This window comes from Mycobacterium sp. smrl_JER01, from assembly GCF_048513595.2.
Lineage (GTDB): Bacteria > Actinomycetota > Actinomycetes > Mycobacteriales > Mycobacteriaceae > Mycobacterium.
The window spans coordinates 3,070,391-3,091,837 of sequence record NZ_JBLXXK020000001.1 but is presented as its reverse complement, the minus strand read 5'-3'; the positions used below and the strand labels follow the sequence as shown (position 1 = coordinate 3,091,837).

General features: G+C 69.7%; 10 protein-coding genes. 1 reads left to right on the top strand and 9 read right to left on the bottom strand.

Annotated elements, in window-relative coordinates; genetic code table 11:
- Together ACNUDN_RS14505 and ACNUDN_RS14500 are read right to left on the bottom strand one after the other, a co-directional pair.
- Entirely contained in the window at nt 1-516 is a 516-nt protein-coding gene (locus tag ACNUDN_RS14505; RefSeq protein WP_419122581.1) for a DUF2505 domain-containing protein, read from the bottom strand.
- Nucleotides 516-1,193 (bottom strand): flavodoxin family protein, encoded by a 678-nt coding sequence (locus tag ACNUDN_RS14500; RefSeq protein WP_419122580.1) that lies wholly within the window; start codon nt 1,191-1,193, stop codon nt 516-518. The genes ACNUDN_RS14505 and ACNUDN_RS14500 overlap by 1 nt, the downstream gene beginning before the upstream one ends.
- A gap of 71 nt (nt 1,194-1,264) precedes the next feature.
- Here ACNUDN_RS14500 and ACNUDN_RS14495 point away from each other — a divergent pair, with 71 nt between their 5' ends.
- Nucleotides 1,265-2,104, top strand: coding sequence for a class I SAM-dependent methyltransferase (locus ACNUDN_RS14495; RefSeq protein WP_419122579.1), 840 nt, complete (start codon nt 1,265-1,267; stop codon nt 2,102-2,104).
- A 4-nt stretch (nt 2,105-2,108) separates the two neighbouring features.
- On the opposite strand, the gene ACNUDN_RS14490 is transcribed toward ACNUDN_RS14495, so the two are convergent.
- Genes ACNUDN_RS14490 through ACNUDN_RS14460 form a run of 7 tightly spaced genes read right to left on the bottom strand, consistent with a single transcriptional unit; the run spans nt 2,109 to nt 21,442 of the window.
- Complete coding sequence (locus ACNUDN_RS14490; protein WP_419122578.1) at nt 2,109-3,359, bottom strand: phthiocerol/phthiodiolone dimycocerosyl transferase; 1,251 nt, start codon at nt 3,357-3,359, stop codon at nt 2,109-2,111.
- Nucleotides 3,360-3,389: 30 nt separating this feature from the next.
- Nucleotides 3,390-4,241: an ABC transporter permease gene (locus ACNUDN_RS14485; protein ID WP_419122577.1), complete on the bottom strand. Its 852-nt coding sequence runs from the start codon at nt 4,239-4,241 to the stop codon at nt 3,390-3,392.
- Entirely contained in the window at nt 4,238-5,059 is an 822-nt protein-coding gene (locus tag ACNUDN_RS14480; RefSeq protein WP_419122576.1) for an ABC transporter permease, read from the bottom strand. The genes ACNUDN_RS14485 and ACNUDN_RS14480 overlap by 4 nt, the downstream gene beginning before the upstream one ends.
- Nucleotides 5,056-6,060 (bottom strand): ATP-binding cassette domain-containing protein, encoded by a 1,005-nt coding sequence (locus tag ACNUDN_RS14475; RefSeq protein WP_419122575.1) that lies wholly within the window; start codon nt 6,058-6,060, stop codon nt 5,056-5,058. Before ACNUDN_RS14475 ends, ACNUDN_RS14480 begins: the two co-directional genes overlap by 4 nt.
- 18 nt (nt 6,061-6,078) lie before the next feature.
- Nucleotides 6,079-10,539 carry a type I polyketide synthase gene (locus ACNUDN_RS14470; RefSeq protein ID WP_431960086.1) on the bottom strand — a complete coding sequence of 1,487 codons (4,461 nt, stop codon included), beginning with the start codon at nt 10,537-10,539 and terminating at the stop codon, nt 6,079-6,081.
- Nucleotides 10,536-15,962: a type I polyketide synthase gene (locus tag ACNUDN_RS14465; protein ID WP_419122573.1), complete on the bottom strand. Its 5,427-nt coding sequence runs from the start codon at nt 15,960-15,962 to the stop codon at nt 10,536-10,538. The genes ACNUDN_RS14470 and ACNUDN_RS14465 overlap by 4 nt, the downstream gene beginning before the upstream one ends.
- Nucleotides 15,962-21,442 carry an SDR family NAD(P)-dependent oxidoreductase gene (locus tag ACNUDN_RS14460; protein WP_419122572.1) on the bottom strand — a complete coding sequence of 1,827 codons (5,481 nt, stop codon included), beginning with the start codon at nt 21,440-21,442 and terminating at the stop codon, nt 15,962-15,964. Before ACNUDN_RS14460 ends, ACNUDN_RS14465 begins: the two co-directional genes overlap by 1 nt.
- Nucleotides 21,443-21,447: the final 5 nt, after the last annotated feature.

Below are 21,447 nucleotides of genomic sequence, written 5' to 3'. Positions count from 1 at the left end.
TCAGGGCCTCCCGGCGATCCACTCGGCGGTGAACTGCTGCATCTGCGGAACCTCCCGGCCGATGAGATCGGCCACATAGCGTTCGATCCGGCCGCCCACCACCGGGATCCGGACTTCGAGGGTCCCGCTGACCCGCAGGCTGGACCCCGCTGCGACCGGCGCCAGCGCCATGGTGCCCGCACCCGAACTGGGCACCCCGCGTGCGGTGATGGTGAACTCGCCGTGCGCAACACCCGGCGTCGGGCCGGTGGGCGGCCGCCACGACTCGGTCCGCAGGATGCTGGTGTCACCCGGCAGCATCCGGGCGATCCCGCCGGGCAGCATGTCCGCCCGCAGATCCTGGGTGGTGCGCACCTCGATCGTGCCGCCGGCATCGACCAGCAACGAGTCCAGGTGCATCGAGTCACCGCCGTAGGCGGCCAGCCGGGCCACCCAGTAGTCCCGATCGCCGAACGCTGCCAGCACCTCGGCGACCCCGGCCGCGGTCTCGGTGATCACGTCGAATGAGCGCGGCACTAGTTCCCCTGGGCCTGCTTGCCGAAGACCTTGTCGGCGACGCGCGCCGCGAACCGCCGTGCCTCCTCCAGGTGCTCGTCGTTGATGTTGGTGGGCGGCAGCTTGACTCCGAGATAACGCTCCTTGTACTCCCCCGACCCCAGATAGCTGGTCAGCGACAGCATCGACGGCAGCTCCCCGCCCGGGTAGGTGAAGTGGATGCCGTCGACGTAGCGGCCGCCCTTCTTCTCGACCAGCTTGCGTACCCCGGCGAGGTTCTTGCGCCATTTGCGCCGGCACACCACGAACACCGCGAAACGCTTGCCTTCCAGCAGGTTCCGCGCCTCGTGTGACACCAGAAAGGTGCGCAGCGGCATCGACACGGAGTCCCACCAGGTGGGCGATCCGATGCAGATCAGGTCATAGTCGCCGGTCCGCACGGAATCGGGGGTGCGGATGTCGCCGGTGCGCTGCATGGTCTGGGCAGGCAGCATGCCGAGGAACTCCGGCCAGACCCGCCGCATCGGGAAACGGGAGAACCGCTCCGAATACCGCGGGTCGGTGAACTCGATCGGCGCTTCGGTCACCTCGTAGCCGCGTGACCGGAACACCTCTCCCGCGGCGTCGAGAACCTTCTTGGACTGTCCGGTGAAGCTGTAGTACAGCAGCAGCACCCGTGGCGGGTTCGACGGAGTCACAGTAGGTGCATCCTCTCCTCATCGGCGACCCGGCGTGCCATGCCGGGCCCTTTGCGAATAGCCTCACACACGTGAGCAACAAAGTTCCGGTCAACCTGAGCGGCCCGGCGAAGACCATGCTGTCGACGCTGTACCTGAAGGCCCTCGACGCCGACTTCGACCGCCCGATCCTCGGCGACACCTTCGCCAAGGCCGCGATCGACAAGCTCGATTTCGACTGGAGCGAGCTCGAGATCACACCGAAGTGGGCTCCGCTGTTCACCGTTCGCACCGCGCTCTACGACGGTTGGGTCCGTGATTTCATCGCCGCCCACCCGGAGTGCACCGTCGTGCATCTGGGGTGCGGTCTGGACTGCCGGGTGTTCCGCGTCGACCCGGGGGCCGACGTGCGTTGGTATGACGTCGATTTCCCGCAGGTGATCGCACTGCGCGAGCAGATCTACCCGGACCGCCCGAACTATTCGCTGATCGCCACGCCGGCCACCGAGCCCGACTGGCTCGACGAGATCCCGGCCGACCGCCCCACCCTGTTGATCGCCGAGGGCATCAGCATGTATTTGACCGAGGACGAGGGTGTCGCGCTGCTGCAGCGGTTCATCGACCGCTTCGGCACCGGGGAGCTGCAGATCGACTTCTTCAACTGGCTGGCGATCAAATCGCAGAAGTCGCAGTCGCTGGTCCGCACCTCGGGTTCGGTGCTGTACTGGGCCGTCAACAGCCCGCAGCAGATCCTCGACAAGCTGCCTGACATTCGGTTGCTTGCCGCCACAACGTTTTTCGACGCCAGCACGTACTCGCGGACCGGCACCGCGATGCAGGCGGTCAAGCGTGCGGCGCGGTTGCTGCCGCCGCTGCGCGCGGCGCTGCAATACCACCGCTACGCCTACGGGGTGCCCGGGCAACGCCCCTGAGCGGTCAACTCGCACCGGACTGCTTGGCGGCAACGTCGCGCAACTGGGCCTCGATCGCCGCGACCGACTTCTCCCGGTCCGGTCCGTGTGAGTGGTACTCGATCATCAGCTGACCGTTGAAAATCTTGGACGTATAGATCTCGATGCCCGCGCCCACGGCGAAGTAGAACTCGCCGTGGCTGGAGGCCACCTGGGTGTCCGGCGGGGTGCGCAACGGCGGCACGATGCCGTTGTCGGTGAACATCACCACATCCGGCAGGCCCGGCGGGTTGCCCACATACTGCGGGCTGAAGTGCAGGAAGCTCTGCTGGATCACCCCTTCGGCGATGTCCTTCTTGTAGGTGTCGTTGATGTCGCGGGCCAGTTCCACGATGTCGGTGCCCGGCTCGATCTCGGCCAGGTAGGTGGCGATCCCGACGGGGTTGGTGCTCTCGGTGGCCGACACCGGGGGTGAGAGCAGGTAGCGCAGGTCCACCGGATAGACATAGGGCACCGGGATGTTCGGGGTGTTGCGGACGTTCCACTCGGCCATCAGCACGGCCGCCGACAGCAAGCTGTTCAGACCGAGCCTGTTGGCCCGGCAGAAGCCGATGATCTGCTCGGTCAGCTGCTCGGAGAGCGTGCAGGACGCCATCGGAACCAGTTGCGGCAGAACGGGATTCACCTCCGACGGGGCGCGCCGCGACGGGGGCAGATCGTAGACGAACATCGCGGCCAGCAGCCGCTCCAGCCCTGAGCGCTGGCGCTTCTGCACTCCCCTGTTCGCCAGGATCACCTCCAGGGGCTCTGGAGCCGAATGCACCTCGACCGGGCGGGTGGTGCCGGTGGTCACCAGGTCGGTGTAGGTCGAGAACAACTCTTCGACCAGGCTGAACTGATGGTGGCCGTCGGCCAGGCTGTGATGGATGTAGAGCGTCGGATGGGACCGGCCGTCGCGATTGGTCAACCGCAGGTGCACCAGCGCCACGGTCTGGTCGAAGATCAGCGGAGGTGCCGGCTCGTCGCCGCTGAGCTCGACCACCTCGATACCGGGAGGCATCAGGTCGTCGAGGACGATCTCCCATTTACCGTCCGGTAGTTGCTCGAGGTGCCCGGCGAGCACCGGATGCGCGGTCAGCAACGCATCGAAGGCGTCGGAGAGCGCATCGGCGTCCATCAGCCCGTTCACATGCGCCGCGAGGCCGATGAAGTTGTGGGTCTCGGCGAACATCTCCTCGCTGCGCGCGAGTTTCCGGATGCCGGAGGACGGAAACATGGTCAGGACTCCTTGACGGTCGATGCAGTGTCAGCCACGTCTGCTGGCTCTGCGGTATCCCAGCGTCAGGGGTACCGCGCACACTGCGGCGATCCCCACCGCCCACAGGAAGGTGAACATCACCGGCTCGGCGATCGGCCCGTCGATGGACAGGCCCTGCATGGCCTTGATGGTATAGCTGGCCGGCTGATGCTCGACGAACGGCTGCATCCACTCCGGGTACTGATCGAGCGGCACGAAGCCGATCGAGAAGAACATCAGGATCGCGATGACGATGTCGGTGGCCTGCGGCACCAGCGTGCTCGACGACCACAACGCCAGCGTGAGCACCGCCGCCGACAACGCCACACCGAACACCGCGGGCATGAACACCCACAGCAGTGCCGCCAGCGGACCCTGTTCGAAGCGGAAACCCAGGGCCATTCCCACGGCCAACGCCGTCAGTGTGATCACCACGATGCGCACCGCATCGGCTGCCAGCCGCGCCATCAGCCCGGCCCCCCGGTGCACCGGGACCACCCAGAACCGGGACAGCAGGCCCACTTCGCGTTCCCGCATCACGCCGACCGCGCCGATGATCGCGCCGGTCATCCCCCCGACCAGCGCCACCAGCGGAACCTGTGCGTAGAGGCCGCTGCGGCCGGTCACCTGCTCGATCCCGTCCCCGAGCACGATGTCGAGCGCCACCAGGAAACCCGCCGGCATGACCAGCGACTGCACCAGCGTCGCCGGGTCGCGGCTCCAGCGGCGCAGGATGCGCAGCGTGAGCACCCACACCTGGGGAACCAGACGCTTCGGCGAGTTCTCCCAGACCTTCTCGACCCGATGCCTGCCGCCGGGACGGTAGGGCGCCTTCGCTCCCAGGGCCGGGCCGGCGCTCATGTGCGCCTCCTGCGGCTCACCCAGGCGTGCAGGACCAGCGCGACCGCCGCGGCGCCCGCGGCCCAGGCCACGCCCGGGGCCAGCACCGCGACGCTCACCTCCGGCGCGTTGCCGCTGCTGTCACCGGCGAGCGCCTGCAAGCCGTACACCCACTGCGAGAGCGGCTGGTTGCGGACGAACCCCTCGATCCAGTCCGGAAACCGCTCCACCGGCTGCAATCCGACCGAGGCCAGCCCCAGCGTCAGCTGCGGGACGAGCATCATCGGTGCCGTCGCCTCCGGATTCTGGGTCGCGATGCCGATCAGGTCGCCGATGATGGCCAGCGCCGCACCGATCAGCAACACCAACGCGACGAAGCCCAGGATGTGCAGCACGCCCTGGTGGAAACGGAACCCGATGACATAGCCGCACGCCACCGACACCGCCAGCGCGATGCAGCAGCGGTACATGCTGGCCGTCAGCCGGGACATGAACGGGGTTACGTTCGCAATCGGCATGGCGCGGAACCGCCGGTTGATGCCCTGCACCGAGTCGGTCGCCGAGCGGAACGCCGCCGACACCGCGGCGAACCAGATCGCTTGCAGCAGAATCAACGGGGTCAGGTACTGGGCGTAGCTGCTCAGCGGCTGGACGGCACCCATCATCTGCTTGAGCGGCAGATAGTAGCCGATGGTGAAGACGATGGAGCCGATGATCTGGGTGGCCAGTTCCCCGTTGCGCAGGGTCGGGATGATCATCCGGACCGTGAGCACCCACCACTGCTGGATGCCCGACACCGCGGGCCGGGCGGCGGTCGGGATCGCAGAGGTGGCCGTCATGCGTACGCGTCCGCGGCGACCAGCGGGTCGGACTGATCGTCGCGGCCCCGGGTGTGGTCGCCGGTCAACGCCAGGAACACCTCGTCGAGCGAAGGTCGGCGCAGCGCGATGTCCATCAGCTCGATGTTGTGCTCACTGAGCAGCTGCAGCGCCGCCATCAACGTGTTCGGCCCGTCGGGTGCGGGCATCGAGATCCGATCCGAGGTGTCGCTGAGCGCGGCCCGGTTCGCATCCGGCAGCAACGGGCCGAGGATGCGCGCCACGGCGGGGATGTCGCTGAGCTGGCGGGGCACGATCTCGCAGTAGGTGCCGCCGGTGCGCTCCTTGAGTTCGTCGGCGGTGCCCTCGGCGATCACGGTGCCCTTGTCGATCACGATGATCCGGTCACTGAGCAGATCGGCCTCCTCCAGATACTGCGTCGTCAGCAGCGTGGCGATGCCGGCGTCCTTGAAGTCGGTGACCAGCTCCCAGATCGCCTGGCGGCTACGCGGATCCAGCCCGGTGGTCGGCTCGTCGAGAAACACCACCTCGGGGCGCACCACCAGACCGCAGGCGATGTCGATGCGGCGCTTCATGCCGCCCGAGTAGTTGCCGACCGCCCGGTCACCCGCGCCGATCAGATCGAACTGCTCGAGCAACTCCTGGGCCCGCTGTTTGGCGGCCTTCTTCTTCAGTCCCTGCAACCGCCCGAACATCAGCAGGTTCTCCCGGCCGGTGAGCAGGTCGTCGACGGCGGCATACTGACCGGTCAGCATCAACGCCCGCCGCACCCCGGCGGGATCGCTGACGACGTCGTGGCCGGCGATCAACGCGCGTCCGCTGTCGGGTTTGATCAACGTCGACAGGATGTTCACCGTGGTGGTCTTACCGGCACCGTTGGGCCCGAGCAGACCGAGCACCTCGCCCCGTTCGACCTCGAAGCTCACATCGCGCAGCGCCTGGACGGAGCCGAAGGACTTCTTGATGCCGGCGACGACCACCGCCTTGTCGGACCTGGTCATGCGCCCTCCTCTAACCGCTCACGACAGATCGACCAGCGCCAGCTCGTCGCCGGCCGCGTCGACGTCCTCGTCGGCCAGTGCTTCCCGGGTGACATCCAGGAGCGCCGTCGAGTACTGCCGGGCAAAGGATTCCACATCGGTGGGACCGAGCCGGCGCTGGTCGTACCACCAGTCCAGGTGCAGCACCCCCGCGGCCCGGTAGACCCGCAGCTCGAGGGCATGCCCGAGGCCGGGAAGGGCGTCACGGATCGGCATGGCCGTGTCGGCGTCGAATCGCACCGGGGCGTCCTCGGGCTGATCGGCCGGGGCGTCGGGAATCGTCCCGATGTGCGAGAACAGGATGTCGGCCGGACGGTTCGCGCCGAGCACGCGCGCGGTCGGCGCGTACAGGTAGCGCAGCAGCCCGTAGCCGATGCCATAGTGCGGGACGGCCTTGACCGTGGCGCGCACATCGTCGAGGAGCTCCCGGGCCGTGCTCTGTGCGGACGCGTTGAGCACCACCGGATGGATGGTGGTGAACCAGCCGACGGTGCGCTGCAGATCGACGTCGGGCTTGAGCACCGAGCGGCCCCGGCCGCCCAGATCGACGGTGACCGCACCGTCTCCGGTCGTCGCGGCCACCGCACGGCCGAGCGCGGCGAGCAGGATTTCCTCCACCGGGAGACGCAGCCGCCGGCGGGCGTCGTCGATCTCGCCGGTCTCGGTCCCCGACAGCGCAGTGGACAGCCGCGCCACGTCCTCGGCCCCCGGTCGCTCACCGGGTTCGGGGCCGGCGATGCTCAGCGTCGCCCGGTTCGCCGTCTCCAACCAATAGTCGCGGCTGTCGAGCACCGCCGGGTGGCTGGCCAGTGCGGCACAGCGCTGCGACCACTCCCGCCACGACGCCGGTACCGGCGCCAGCACGATCTCCTCACCGGCCATCCGCTGGTTGAACGCGGTGAACAGGTCGGTCAGCAACACGTCGCGGGAGACGTCGTCGCCGGCGATGCCGTGAAGGCTCAGCGCCAGATACGACGGGCCCCCGGTCACCCCGCGGATGAAGGTCGCGGTGAGCGGAACGATCATCTGGTGTTCCCGGACCTGCTCGTCGAGGAACTCCAGCACCGCCGTGCGCTCCTGCGGGCTGCCCGCGGCCAGACCGTCGGGCAGCTCCCGGACGGCCAGCTCGGTGAACTCACCGGGTTCGGCGATGCGTTGATCCCAGGTTCCGGCCCGCTCCACCAGATGCACGCGCAGCGCGTCGTGGGTTTCGGTCACTGCGGTCAGCACCGCCCGCACATCGGCCTCGGCGACGTCGGCCCGCAGACCCAGGATCACCGGGATGCGCCAGCGGCCGATGTCGCGCAGGCCGTGTTCGAGGAAGTACGCCACGTTCGGCGGGACCGGCGGGTTGACCGCGTCGTCCATGGTCTGGCGGGCCAGGCCACCCTCGGCATAGCGGGCCGTGAGCACCTTTGCCAGCGCGGCCACGGTCTGGTTCTCGTAGAGATCCTGGGGGGTGAGGTCGAGGCCTTCGTGACCCGCGGTCATCGCCACGCTGATCGCGATCAGCGAGTCGCCGCCGATCTCGAAGAAGTTGGCATTGCGGTCGATCTCGGAGACCCCGAGGCACCGTGCCCAGATGGACTGCAGTGCGGTCTCCACGGTCGAGGTTCCGCCCGCCGCGGCTGCCGCGGTGGCCGAGCCGCCGGCGGCGACGGGCCCGCCGGCACCGCCGGCTCCCGCGGCCAGCCACGCGGCGTTGGCGTTGTGCTCGACCCAATGCCGTTGTCGGGCGAACGGGTAGCCGGGCAGCGTGACCAGTGTGTGGTCTTGCTCGGCGCCCTGATCCCAGTCCACCTCCACGTCGGCGGCCCACAGCTGGCCGAGCGCCAACAGGAAGGTGTCGTGGTCGCTGCGGTTCTGCGCCTGGTGGCGCATCAGCCGCACCGCGCGGTGCCGATCCGACCACCGCGGGTGCCGGCCGGCCGACGACGTCAGCGTCCCGCCCGGTCCGACCTCGACCAGCACTCGGTCCTGCATGGCCAGCAGCATGTCGAGTTCGTCGGCGAACCGGACGGTGGCGCGGATCTGGCGGGCCCAGGTCGCCGGATTGGTCGCCTCGGCAGCCGACATGGTGGTGCCGGTGATGTTGGACAGCAACGGGATCTGCGGTTCGCGCAACGTCATACCCGACAGGAAGGTGGTGAACTCCGCGACCACCTGATCCATCAGCCGGGAGTGGAACGCGTGCGAGGTGCGCACCCGCCGCGCCGCGATCCCCTTCTCGGCCAGACCGGCCTGGAACGCGCGGATGGCAGCATCGCTGCCGGCGATCACGCAGCTACCGGGATCGTTGACGGTCGCGATGTCGACGTCGGGGGTCAGATGCTGCGCGACCGCCTCCGGGCTCAGCGGCACCGCGACCATCACCCCGCGCGGGGCGGCATGCATGAGCTTGGCCCGCATCGAGACCACCTTGACGGCGGTGTCGAGATCGAAGACCCCGGCCAGGGTCGCGGCCGGGTATTCACCGATGCTGTGCCCGGCCATGACCGCCGGCTGCACACCGTAGGACTGGACGAGCTTGGCCAGCGCGTACTCGACGGCGAACAGCGCGGGCTGGGCCCGGTCGGTGTGCTCGAGGTTGCGGCCCACACCGTCGAAGATCTCGGCTTTGAGGTCGTAGCCCATCTCGTCGCCGAAAGCCGTTGCGGCCTGGTCGAAGTGGCGGGCGAACACCGGCTCGCTGTCATAGAGGCCGCGGGCCATCCCGACATGCTGGGCGCCCTGCCCCGGGAACAGGAACGCCACCCGATCCGTGGAAACCGCTGAGTCGTCCCAGTCCGGGTGCCCGCGACCGACGAACACGTTGTCGGTCTCGGTCGTCGAGAGCACTGTGGCGGCGTTCGGCTGGTCGCGCACGACGGCAGCCAGGCGGAACGGCTCCTTGCGCCGGCGGGTCAGCGTGTACGCCGCGTCGGGCAGGTTGATCTCGTCACCGGCTTCGTCGGACGCGGAAAGGTGGGCGGCCAGGGCGGCCCGTGACTGGGCCAGGGCCTCCTCGGTTCGCGCCGAGAGCACCAGCACCGCCGGACCGGACCGGACCGGCGTGGCCGCCGAGATCGGCCGCACGGCGGGGGCCTCCTCCAGCACGATGTGGGCATTGGTGCCGCCGACACCGAACGAGCTGACGCCGGCGCGACGAACGCCGTCGGACTCCCACGGGCCGTCGGCACTGCGGATGCGGAACGGGCCGCGGTCGATGTGCAGTTCGGGGTTGGGGCTGGTGTAGTGCAGGGTGGCCGGGATCGCCTTGTGCTCCAGGCACAGGATGGCTTTGATCAGCCCGGCGATGCCGGCCGCCGTCTCCAGATGTCCGATGTTCGACTTCACCGAGCCCAGATAGCAAGGCGCGCTGCGGGTTTCCTCGGCCAGCTCGAAAGCCTGACGCAGGCCTTCGATCTCGATCGGGTCGCCGAGCGGGGTGCCGGTGCCGTGGGTCTCCACGTAGGTGATCGTCGACGCGTCGACCCCGGCGATGGCATGCGCCTCGGCGATCACCTCGGCCTGGCCCAGCGCGTTCGGCGCGGCGTAGGTCATCTTGGTCGCGCCGTCGTTGTTGAGTGCCGAGCCGCGGATCACCGCGTGGATGTGGTCCCCGTCGTCAACCGCGTCGGCCAGCGCCTTGAGCACGACGACGCCGACACCGCTGGCGAAGATGGTGCCATCGGAGCGCACGTCGAAGGGCCGGCACTGACCGGTCGGCGACACCATCGCGCCCTGTTCGTACCAGTAGCCGACGTGATGTGGGATCCGCAGCGACGAACCGCCGGCCAACGCGATGTCGCATTCGCCGTTGAGGATCGACTGGCACGCCAGGTGCACCGCCACCAGCGACGACGAACACGCGGTGGCCACCGACAGCGCCGGACCGCGGAAGTCGAACTGGTGGGCCACCCGGGTGGCCAGATGGTCCTTGTCGTTCTGCAGCGACAGGTTGACCATCTCGAAGCTCGCGCCCTGCCCGATCACCATCATCGGGTCGAAGTTCGACATCAGGTTGTGCAGCAGATAGCCGCTGGAGCTGCTGGTGCCGAACACGCCGACGGTGGACTCCAGACCCTTGGGGTCGTAGCCGGCGTCCTCCAGCGCGTGGAACACCGTCTGCAGGAACAACCGGTGCTGGGGGTCGAGCATCCGTGCCGCGTACGGGGTGAAACCGAAGAAGTCGGCGTCAAACTCCTCGATTCCCGGCATCAGCCCGGCGCGTCGCACGTATCCCCGGTTGGACAGTGCCTTCTCGGTCACGCCGTGGGCGAGCAGCTCGTCCTCGGACAGGTCGACGATCGACTCCACCCCGGCCCGCAGATTGCGCCAGAACTCCGACACCGAGCCCGCGCCCGGGAACTTGCCGGCCATCCCGATCACCGCGATCGCGTTGTCGGGAAGTTCGTCGGTGTTGTTCTCGTCGGTGTTGTTCAACGCACCGCTGGTCACGATCGTGGTCCCACTTTCCGCCGCGATGCGGCTCGTTGACGCGCCGCGGCACGTTGTTGTGCGCGTTCCCGCAGCGCGTTGGGGCGTTCGGCGGACTCCTGCTCCTCAAGCCCGAGCTGACGGATCAGGTCGAGCGCGAGATCGGACAGCGTAGCCCCCTGCAGCAACAGCGCCACCGGTGGTTCCACCCCGAAGTCCCCGCGGATGGTGTTGCGCATCCGGACCGCCATCAGCGAATCCAAACCCAGCTCGGTGAGCGGTTGGGCGATGTCGACCGCGCTGTCGTCGGAGTAGCCCATGATCGCCGAGATCCGGCGGCGCAGCCGCGCCACCACCACCCGGTTGACCTCGGCGGCGTCCAGCGATTTGAGCGCCTCGGCGCCACCCCAGTCCTCGTCGACGTCGTCGGTCTGCAGTTCGCCGACCAGGTCGGCGAAGAAGCCGATCTGGTGGATCTCCGGGAATGCCGCCGCAGCGCGGTCCAACCGCAGCCGGGCGATCCCGACCCGGGAGAACCCGGCAGCCATCACCCCGCCGAGAGCGTCCACACCTTCGGCCGGTGTGATCGGGTCCAGCACCGAGAACCGCAGCGAGCTGGCCAGCCCGACATCGGCCCACTGACCCCAGTTGACGGCCAGTGCCGGCAGTCCGGCGGCGCGGCGCCAGGCCACCAGGCCGTCCAGCCACGCGTTGGCGCAGGCGTATGCAGCCTGACCGGGTGAACCGAGCAGGGACACGATCGACGAGAACCCCACCCACCAGTCCAGGTCCTTGTCGACGGTCACTTCATGCAGCCGCAGCGCGCCGGTGGCCTTGGGAGCCCAGATGGTGTCCAGGCTCTCTCTGGTCAGGCCGACGAAGATCTCGTCTTCGAGCACCGCGGCCGAGTGGATCAGGCCCCGCAACGGCTTGCCGGTCTCCTCGGCGGCGGCGACCAGTCGCTCGGCCACACCGGGTACGGCGATGTCGCCGGTGACGACGGCGATCTCGGCACGAGCGGTCAGTTCGTCGAGCTCGGCCTGCACTTCGGCGGACGGTCCGCTGCGGCCGTTGAGCACCAGGCGGCCTGCGCCGTGCCCGATCAGCCACCGGACCACCGACATCCCGACGCCGCCGAGGGCACCGGTGACGATGTAGGCGCCGTCGGGGCGCACGACCAGCTGCCCCGGCGTGGCCGGCAGCGCGGCTCGCGACAGCCGCTCGACGAAGCGGGTGCCGCCCCGCCACGCGATCACGTCGTCTGTCACGGCAGACGCCGCTGCCGCCTCGATCTCGGTGGCCAGCGCCGCAGCGTCGCCGCCGGTGTCGAGCAGCGTCGTCTTCAGGTCCGGATGCTCGTAGGCCAGCACCCTGGCCAGGCCCTTGAGGCTGTTGGCACCGGGATTGCCCTGAGTGCTTCCGTCGTCGGAGACGACCAGACCAGCCCCGTCGTCGGAGACGACCAGACCACCCTGGGTGACCAGCCAGAGCCGGGGCGCCTTGCCGTGCCAGCTGCCGACGATCGCGCGCACCGTGCCCGCCACGCCCCAGATCACGTCCCGGGCGTGCCGCAGACCGTCGCCGGCGTCGGTGCCGTCGAACCTCGGGTTCGCCACGAACACCACCACTCCGGCGGGCGGCAGATCAGGGTCGGCGGTAGCGGTCGCGAACGCCTCGCGCACACCGGACTCGTCGCCCAAGTCGGCGGTGATCACCCGGCGGGTGTCGGCCCCGAACCGGCTGGCGAACTCCTGGGCGTGCGTCATCGCGGCCGGACCGTCGGCCAGCGCGAGCCAGCTTCCGGTGACCCGGCCGCCGGCCGGCGCCGCGGATTCGACCCACCGCGAGTCGAAAATCTTCTGCGACAACGGAAGCGGCACGGTGCGGCGCTGGATGCGCTTGAGATGCACATCGTCGACCTGCGCGAGCACGGTGCCGGTGTCGTCGGTCAGGGTGACCCGGCCCATCGCGTCTCCGCTGTCTTCGACAACGCTGACGAGTTCGGCGCGGCACCTGGCGCGCCGACCGAGTTCGCCGAACACCCGGATCGAGCCGAAACCGACCGGCAGATAGGTGACATCGGTGGAATCGGAGAGGGTCTCGTCGCTCATCGCGGCCGCCAGGCCCTGCAGCGCGGCGTCGAGCAGCACCGGGTGCAGCGCGAGCCCGCGGTGCGGCGTCGCCTCGTCGGGCAACACGATCTCGGTGTCTGCCCGACCGTCGGAACGCACGATCCGGGTCAGCGCCGCGAACGCATGCGCGTGATGGGCACCGGTGCGGCGCAGCGCGGTGTAGAAGTCCGCCGGTGACACCGGGGTGCCCTCCGAGCTGAAGCTCACCTTCGTCGGGGTCGCCGCATCCGCGGCGGGGCGTACGGTGCCGACCGCATGCCGGGTCCAGCTGCCCGCATCCGAGCGGGAGTGGATCTCGACGCGCAGCAGACCGTCCTCGCCGCGGGTCAGTTGTGTGGTGAGCGTGGTGTGCTCATCGAGCGGAAGCATCTGCTCGACCTCGACAGCCACCTGCACGCCGGTGGCCGGCAGCTCGAGGGCCTCCCGCCCGGCAGCCAGCGCGATCTCGGCGAAACCGGCCCCCGGCATCACCGGCAGGCCGTGCACGATGTGGTCGGCCAGCCACGGATGGGCCGACAGACCGACGTCGGACTGCCAGACGTGACCGACGCCCGACGGCAGCTCGACGTGCAGGCCCAGCAGTGGATGCGCACCCGAAAATGCTTGTCCGCCGGTGCGATCCGACATCCAGTACGGCGTGTGCTGCCAGGCCATCGGGGGCAGGTCGACGAGGTTGCCGGTGCTGCCCTCGGGCTCGGCGAGCGCCGGAGGTGCGACCGCGGCGAGTTGGGCGTGGAATGCCAGCGTCTCGGGGTGGTCTCGGTTGACGGTCGCGCCGACGTGGTATCTGCGGGTGGTCCCCTGCGCCGCCAGCGTGTCGGTGATGGCATGGGTGAGCAGCGGATGCGGGCTGATCTCGATGAAATTGCTGTTCTCGGCGCTGGCCTCGTGCACAGCCTGGCTGAACCGCACCGGGTTGCGCAGGTTCGCCGCCCAGTAGTCGGCCGAGTACATCGGCGCGTTGCCGGTGTAGGCGACCGTGGAAACCAGCGGGATCTTCGGGGCGGCCGGGCTCAGATACGCCAGCGCTTCCCGCAGTTCGGGTAGCACCGGGTCGATGGTCGGGTGGTGCGAGGCCACATCCACCTCGATGCGACGGGCCAGCCTGCCCTGCGCGTCGACCGCGGCGACGAGCTCGTCGACCTGGTCGGGCGGGCCGGCGATCACCGACTGGGTCGGCGAAGCGTACACCGCGATGGTGACGTCCGGCTTGTCGGCGATCAACTTCTCGGTCGCCTGGGCGTCGAGTTCGAGCAGCGCCATCGCGCCCTGGCCGGACAACCGCTTCATCAATCGGGTGCGGGTGGCGATGATGTCGAAACCCTCGGCGGGAGTGAGCACCCCGGCCACCACGGCCGCGGTGGCCTCCCCCATGGAGTGGCCGATCACCGCGGTCGGTTCCACGCCGTAGGAACGCCACAGCTCGGTGAGCGCAAGCTGCATTCCGACCAGCACCGGCTGGATGCGGTCGATGCCGACCACCGGCTCGCCGGCTTCCAGCGTCTGGCGCAGCGAGAAACCGACCTTGTCGAGGAACGCCGGTTCGAGCGCGTCGACGGCGGCGGCGAATGCGGATTCCTCGGCGAGCAGCGAGCTGCCCATTCCGGCCCACTGTGCGCCCTGACCCGAGTACAGGAACACCGTCCCGGTGCCCGACCGGGCGTCACGGGCGCCCGCGACGCCGGGAGCGGACTGACCCGCTGCCAGCGCGCGCAGCCCGGTGACCGCTTCTGCGGTGGTGCGGGCCGACACCGTGGCGATCGTCGGGAAGCGGCTGCGATGGTGATTGACGGTGTAGGCGACGTCGGAGAGGGCGGCGGTCGCACCGTCGGCCTCCAGCCAGTCGGCCAGCGCACCGGCCGACGCGGCGAGCCGGGCCGGTGTCTTACCCGAGACCACGATCGTGGACACCGCCGGCGCGCCCGCCGGCGTGGTCACCGGTTCGGGGCCCTGCTCCAGCACGATGTGGGCGTTGGTGCCGCTGAAACCGAACGAGGACACCGCACCGCGGCGCGGGTGCTCGCTTGCCGGCCACTCAGTGGCCGCGGTCGGCACGAACAGCCGAGTCGGCTTCGGGTCGATCTGCGGGTTCCACTTCTCGAAGTTCAGGTTCGGCGCGATGGTGCCGTGCTGCAGGGTCAGCACGGTCTTGATGAAGCCGGCCACCCCGGCAGCGCCCTCCAGGTGACCCATGTTCGTCTTGACGGTGCCCAGCGCGCACGGCACCTCGCCCTTGCCGTAGATGGCGGCCAACGCGTCGAACTCGATCGGATCGCCGAGAGCGGTTCCGGTCCCGTGGGTCTCGATGTAGTTGACGGTGTTGGCGGCGACATCGGCCGAGCGCAGCGCGCGGGTCAGCACGTCACGCTGCGAGGGCGCGTTGGGGGCGGTGAGCCCGTTGGAGCGGCCGTCCTGGTTGACCGCCGAACCGCGCACCACGCTGAGCACCCGGTCGCCGTCGCGCACCGCATCGGTGAGCCGCTTGAGCACGACCACGCCGGCGCCTTCACCGCGCACGAAACCGTCGGCGCGCGAGTCGAACGCAAAGCAGTGCCCGTGCGGTGAGAGCATGCCCCACTTGGCCAGTGCCAGTTGAGTTTCCGGTCGCAGGTTGAGGCTGATGCCACCGGCGAGCGCGAGATCGCTCTCGCGCATGCGCAGGCTCTGGCAGGCCAGATGGATCGACACCAGCGATGACGAGCACGCGGTGTCGACCGCCACCGCGGGACCCTTGAGGCCCAGCAGGTAGGAGATCCGGCCGACGGTGACACTGTGCGCATTACCGGTCGCGGAATAGGCGTCGATCGAATCGGCGTTGTCCGCCGAGGCGTTCTGGTACTCGGAGTAATACACCCCCAGCATCACCGCGGTGCGCGATTCGCCGAGTTGATCGGGAGCGTATCCGGCGTTTTCCAATGCCTCCCAGGCGACTTCGAGCGCCACCCGCTGCTGCGGGTCCATCGAGACGGCCTCGCGCGGGCTGATGCCGAAGAAGTCGGCGTCGAAACCGGTCACGTCGTCGAGGTAGGCGCCCCACTTGGTGGGCATCCGGCCCGGGACGGTCAGGTCGGTGTCGTAGAACGCCTCGGCGTCCCAGCGGTCGGCGGGCACCTCGGTGACCGCGTCGGTGCCGCTCTCCAACAACTTCCAGAAGCTGTCCGGCCCGGTCACCCCGCCGGGAAACCGGCAGCCGATGCCGACCACCGCGATCGGTTCCGCGCCGGCCACCCGGGACGCCTTCTCGAACTGCTCGGCCAGCTTGCCGCGCTGCTCGGCCGACATGGCGGCGATCCGGTCGAAGGTGGTCTTCATCAGATTGATCCCTCACTGCCGGCGCTGGCCGACTCGACGGACGAGAACAACTCGTCGAGAACGCTGAACGAGTCGTCGTCGGTGTCCTCGGTGGTTTCGGGTTCGGTCTCGTCGTGGGCCGACTGTTGCGGCGCCAGCAGGTCGGCGACGAACTCCGACAGCTGCGATATCGACGGGTTGTTCCACAGCATCGTGGCCGACAGCTCGACGCGCACCAACGCCTTGGCATCGCGCAGCAGGTTCATCGCCATCATCGAATCCAGGCCGAGTTCGGGGAACGGCATGTCGAAATCCACGGCAGTGTCCGGCATTCCGAGCTCACGGGCCAGCACGGCACGCAGCCGGGTACGCAACTCGGCGACGGTCTGCTGCCGGGTCATGGCCGACCAGTCGACGAATTCGGCCGGCTCCGAACCGGTTTCGTCGCCGGCCGGGGCGGGCGCGGACTCGACCGGTGCGTAGTTCAGGCCGCGGATATCGACCCAGACCGCGCCGTCGGGGCCTTTGACCCGCACGTCGACCAGCAGACCGGCACCGTCGGTGCCGCGCCGGTAGGCCTCGATGACACCACCGGCACCCGGGTGGGGAGCCACCGTCAGGCTTTCCACCCCGGCGGGCAGCAGCAACTTGGCGTTGTCGGCGTCGGCGAGGCGGGCCACGTGCACCGCGGCGTCGACCAGTGCGGCGCCGGCCGAGTCCGCGGTCGCCGGCAGTTCCACGTCGGCACGGGCCCCCGCGGGGGTCGCCGCACAGTTGGCGACCGTCCACTCGAAGGGCTGACCCTCCACACCCCAGGCCCGCTGCATGTCGGCGATCGCGGCACCGTCGAAGCAGCGCCCACCGGGACTCTGGTCGCCCTCGGGTTCCGCGTCGGTGACCGACGACGCCGGGGCTTCGCCGAGTTCAGCGCTGGCATGCCGGGTCCAACGCTGTTCCGGGCTGTCCGGTGACGGGCTCGACCACACCGTCAGCGTCGTGCCGTCGCCCACCACGTGGACCACCTTCGGCGCGTCGGCGACGATCGGGTATTCGAACCGCACCGCACCGACCGTCGTGTCGAGTTGGGCCGCGGCTGCCGAAAGGGTCTGCAGGACCACCGACACCGGCACCACCTCGACACCGCGCACCCGGTGCGCGACCGGGTAGGGGCGCTCGCCGGGCAACAACCGGGCCCGCCACAGCCGGTCGTGGGCGGTACCGTCCACCGGCTCGCCGAGCACGGTGCCCCACACCGGGGCCGCCACGGTGTGCAGATCGGCGGCCTCGTCCGGTCCCGACACCAGACGGTCGAGCACCTTGACCGCGGCGCGCATCCGGTAGGCCTCGGCCAGGCGCACCCAGTCGGCGCCGGCCAGCACGGACCGTACCGCGGAGTCCGGACCGAGCACCGCGGGCAGCATCTTGATCGCCACGTCGTTGGGCATGGGCTCCAGCCCGGCGGCCTTCATCTGCGGCTGCGCGTCCGACCAGGTCTTCCACAGACCCCAGTCCACGACGGTCGCGGGCAGACCCAGCGCGCGGCGGGCGTAGGCGAACGCGTCGGCGAACGCGTTGGCCGCGGTGTAGTGCGCCACCGCGCGCGAACCCAGCAGACCGGTGATCGACGAGAACAGCACGAAGCGGCGCACCGGGGTGCGCAGCGAGAGCTTGTGCAGCACCGCGGCAGTGTCGACCTTGGACCGGAACATCGGGTTCAGGTCGTCGTCGGTCATCTCGGTCAGCAGCGCCTCGCCACCGGACAGCGACGCCAGGTAGATGCCGTCCAGCGGCGGTAGGTCGGCGCCGAACCGCTCGAAGACCGCAGCCATGGCGGTCTCGTCGGCGGCGTCGGCGGCCACCTCGACCAGTGTGGTTCCGGTTGCGGCCAGTTCGCCGGCCAGCTCGGCCAGCTGTGCCCCGCCGCGACGCGACACCGCCACCACCGTGTCGGCGCCCATGTCGGCGAGCTGCCGGATCAGGTAGGGGCCCACGTTTCCGGTGGCCCCGATGACCAGATGGCTGGTCCCGCCCTCCAGGCGGGTCAACGGCACCGCGGGCAACGGGCACGGTTCCAGGCGTGGAACCCGGCGTTCGGCCCCGCGGTAGACCGCCTGGTCGTCGCGGTCGGTGCCGGATCCGGCCGCCACGGCCGCCTCGGCGCGCAGATACCGAGCCAACAGTTCCGGCGGCAGCGTCTCGTCGACGTCGATGATGCCGCCCCAGAACTCCGGATGCTCCAGGGCCAAAGTGCGCCCCTGACCCCACAGCACGGCGTGTGCCGGATCGGCGCGGTCCCCGTCGAACACCGGCTGCGCATTGCGGGTCACCACGAACAGCGTCGGCGGACCATCGGCGCGGTCACCGGACCCGGCCAGCGCGACCACGAGCCGGCGCAGCTGATTGAACAACGCGTAGCTGGGTGCGGCGTCGAAGCGCCGCGCCGGCACCGGCGGCGCGTACACCACGTGGGTGAACCCGGGCAGCGTCGAGCGCAACGCGTCGACGTCGTCGAGTACCGACAGCGGCACCGCGCGTGACCCCGGTCCGAGCAGCTCGGTCAGCTCGGCACCGGCGTCGTCGGTGAGGACCAGCCAGGGCAGGTCGGTGCCGCCGGCGGGCAACTCGCGCACCGGCCAGCTCAGCCTCAGCGACCAGTCGTGCTGCTCGCCCTCGGACAGGGGTGTTTCGACGCCGTTGCGCGGCAGCGACTCCGCAGCCGGGGCCGTGGCCGACGGGCTGCGGAACCAGTGCTTGGTGTGGTGCCACGGGGTCGCGGGCAGCGGCACCCGGCGTCGACCCTGCTGCGCCACTTTCGGCGGACGCGCGGTGTGGGTGGCGTTGAGATTGGTGTGGAAGGTGACGGTGTCGTTGGCGTCGCGCTGCAGCGTCCCGATGTTGCGGTGCGGGGCGGCCGCCTGCCCGTCCCCGGCGGAGCCGGCCAGGGTGTCCTTGACCGCGTAGCCGAGCAGCGGATGCGGGCTCACCTCGACGAACACCGCGTTACGGGTCGCGGCGGTGGCGACCGCGCGTGCGAACCGCACCGGGTTGCGCAGGTTGGCCACCCAGTGCTCGGCGTCGAACACGCAGCTGCCGTCGGTCGGCCGCTGGTCGGTGGTGACGATCACCGGGATGGCCGGTGTCCTGGGCTGCAGTGAGACCAGCTCGGTCCGCAGATCGTCGAGAATCGGATCGATGATCGGATGGTGCGACGCGACGTCGACGTCGACGCGCCGGGCCAGCCGGTCCTGTTTGTCCACCACGGCGATGGCGGCGTCCACCTGATCGGGCGGACCCGCGATCACGGTCTGCCGAGGCGAGGCGTACACCGCCACGGTGAGGCCGGAGTAGTCGGCGATCAACTTCTCCGCGGACTCCGCGTCGAGCTCGAGCAGCGCCATCGCGCCCTGGCCGGACAGCCGCTTCATCAGCCGTGAGCGGGTCGCGATGACCTTGAGACCGTCGGCCGGGCTGAGCGCACCGGCGACCACCGCGGCGGTGACCTCACCCATCGAGTGGCCGATGACGGCGTCGGGTTTGACCCCGTAGGACTGCCACAGCGCGGTCAGCGCGAGCTGGACCCCGACCAACACCGGTTGGATCCGGTCGATACCGACCACGGTCTCACCGGAGGTGAGCACGTCACGCAGCGAGAAGCCCACCTGCGCAACGAAATCGGATTCCAGCGCATCGACCGCGGCGGCGAAGGCCGGCTCGTCGGCCAGGAGCCGGCGACCCATCCCCGCCCACTGCGAGCCCTGCCCGGAGTACAGGAACACGGTGCCCGAACCGATGGCCGGGTCGTTGGGTGCCACCACGCCGGGCGCGGGATACCCCTCGGCCAGTGCACGCAGCCCCGCCACCGCCTGACCGCGGTCGGCGGCGACCACGGTGGCGAACCTGCTGTGTGCGGCGCGCCGGTGCGCGAGGGTCTCGGCGACCTCGGCCAGGCCGGCGTCGGCTCCGGCCGGGCTGGACAGCCAGTCCGCCAGCGCCCCGGCCAGCGTCGCGATACGCGCCGGCGACTTGCCGCTGACGACGAGCGTGCTCACCGGCGGCTCGGCGGGGGCCGCGACGGGTTCGAGCGCCGGAGCCTGCTCGATGACGATGTGGGCGTTGGTGCCGCTGACCCCGAACGACGACACCGCGGCGCGCCGCGGCCGGTCCGCGGCGGTTTCCGGCCACGGCATCGGCTCGGAGGCGATGTGGAACTTGCGGGCGGCCTCGCCCGCCTGCGGGGTCAGCGTGGTGAAGTGCAGCAGTTTCGGGATGAACCCGTGGCGCACGCTGAGCACCGCTTTGATGAAGCCGGTGACCCCGGCTGCCGATTCCAGATGGCCCAGATTCGTCTTGACCGATCCGAGCACCAGCGCCGCGGAATCCTTGCGGTCGCCGTAGACGGCCGACAGCGCGTCGAGCTCGATCGGGTCGCCGAGCGAGGTGCCGGTGCCGTGTGCCTCGATGTAGTCGATGTCCGACGGGTCCAGCCGGGCGTCGGCCAGCGCGGTCCGCATCAACTCCTGCTGGGCCGGGCCGTTGGGCACGGTCTGACCGCTGCTGGCGCCGTCCTGGTTGACCGCGGATCCGCGGACCACCGCGAGCACATCGTCGCCGTCGCGCAGTGCATCGCTGAGGCGCTTGAGCACGACGACCCCGCAGCCCTCGCTGCGCACGTAGCCGTTCGCGCCGGCATCGAAGGTCTTGCACAGACCGTCCGGAGCGAGCATGCCCCACCGCGAGCACGCGATGTTGTTCTCCGGACTGAGAATCAGATTCACCCCGGCGGCGAGGGCGTGATCGGTTTCGCCGCGGCGCAGACTCTGGCAGGCCAGATGGATGGAGACCAGCGACGACGAGCAGGCGGTGTCGCTGACCACCGCGGGCCCCCGCAGACCGAGGAAGTACGACAGCCGTCCGGCGGCGAAGTTCGGCGCATTGCCGAACGGGACGTAAGGGTCGATGTCCTCGGGGCGCAGCGTGCCCACCACCGAGCGGTAGTAGTCGTTGGCGGTCAGACCGACGAACACCCCGGTCGAGGAGCCCCGCAGACTTCGCGGATTGATGCGGGCGTCTTCGAGCGCCTCCCAGGCGACCTCGAGCAGCAGACGCTGCTGCGGATCCATGGCGGCGGCTTCACGCGGTGCGATCGAGAAGAACTCGGCGTCGAACTCGTCGGGGCGCCAGGACGTCAGGAAACCGCCCTCGCGGTTGCAGATGGTGCCGGGGACGGTGTGATCGGGCGAGTAGAACTCATCGGCGTCCCAGCGGTCGGCGGGAACCCGGATGACGCCGTTGCCGCCGTCGTCGAGGAACTTCCAGAACTGATCGCTGTTGTCCACCCCGCCGGGCAGCCGGCAGCCGATACCGACCACTGCGATGGGTTCGGTCTGGAGTTTCTCCGCCGAGGCCAGCTTCGCGGTCAGATCGTCGATCTTGCGCAGCGCCTCGGTGATGATCGCTCGACGGTCGGGTGCAGCAGGCGCCGCCGAGGATGTGTGGGTCATCTCAG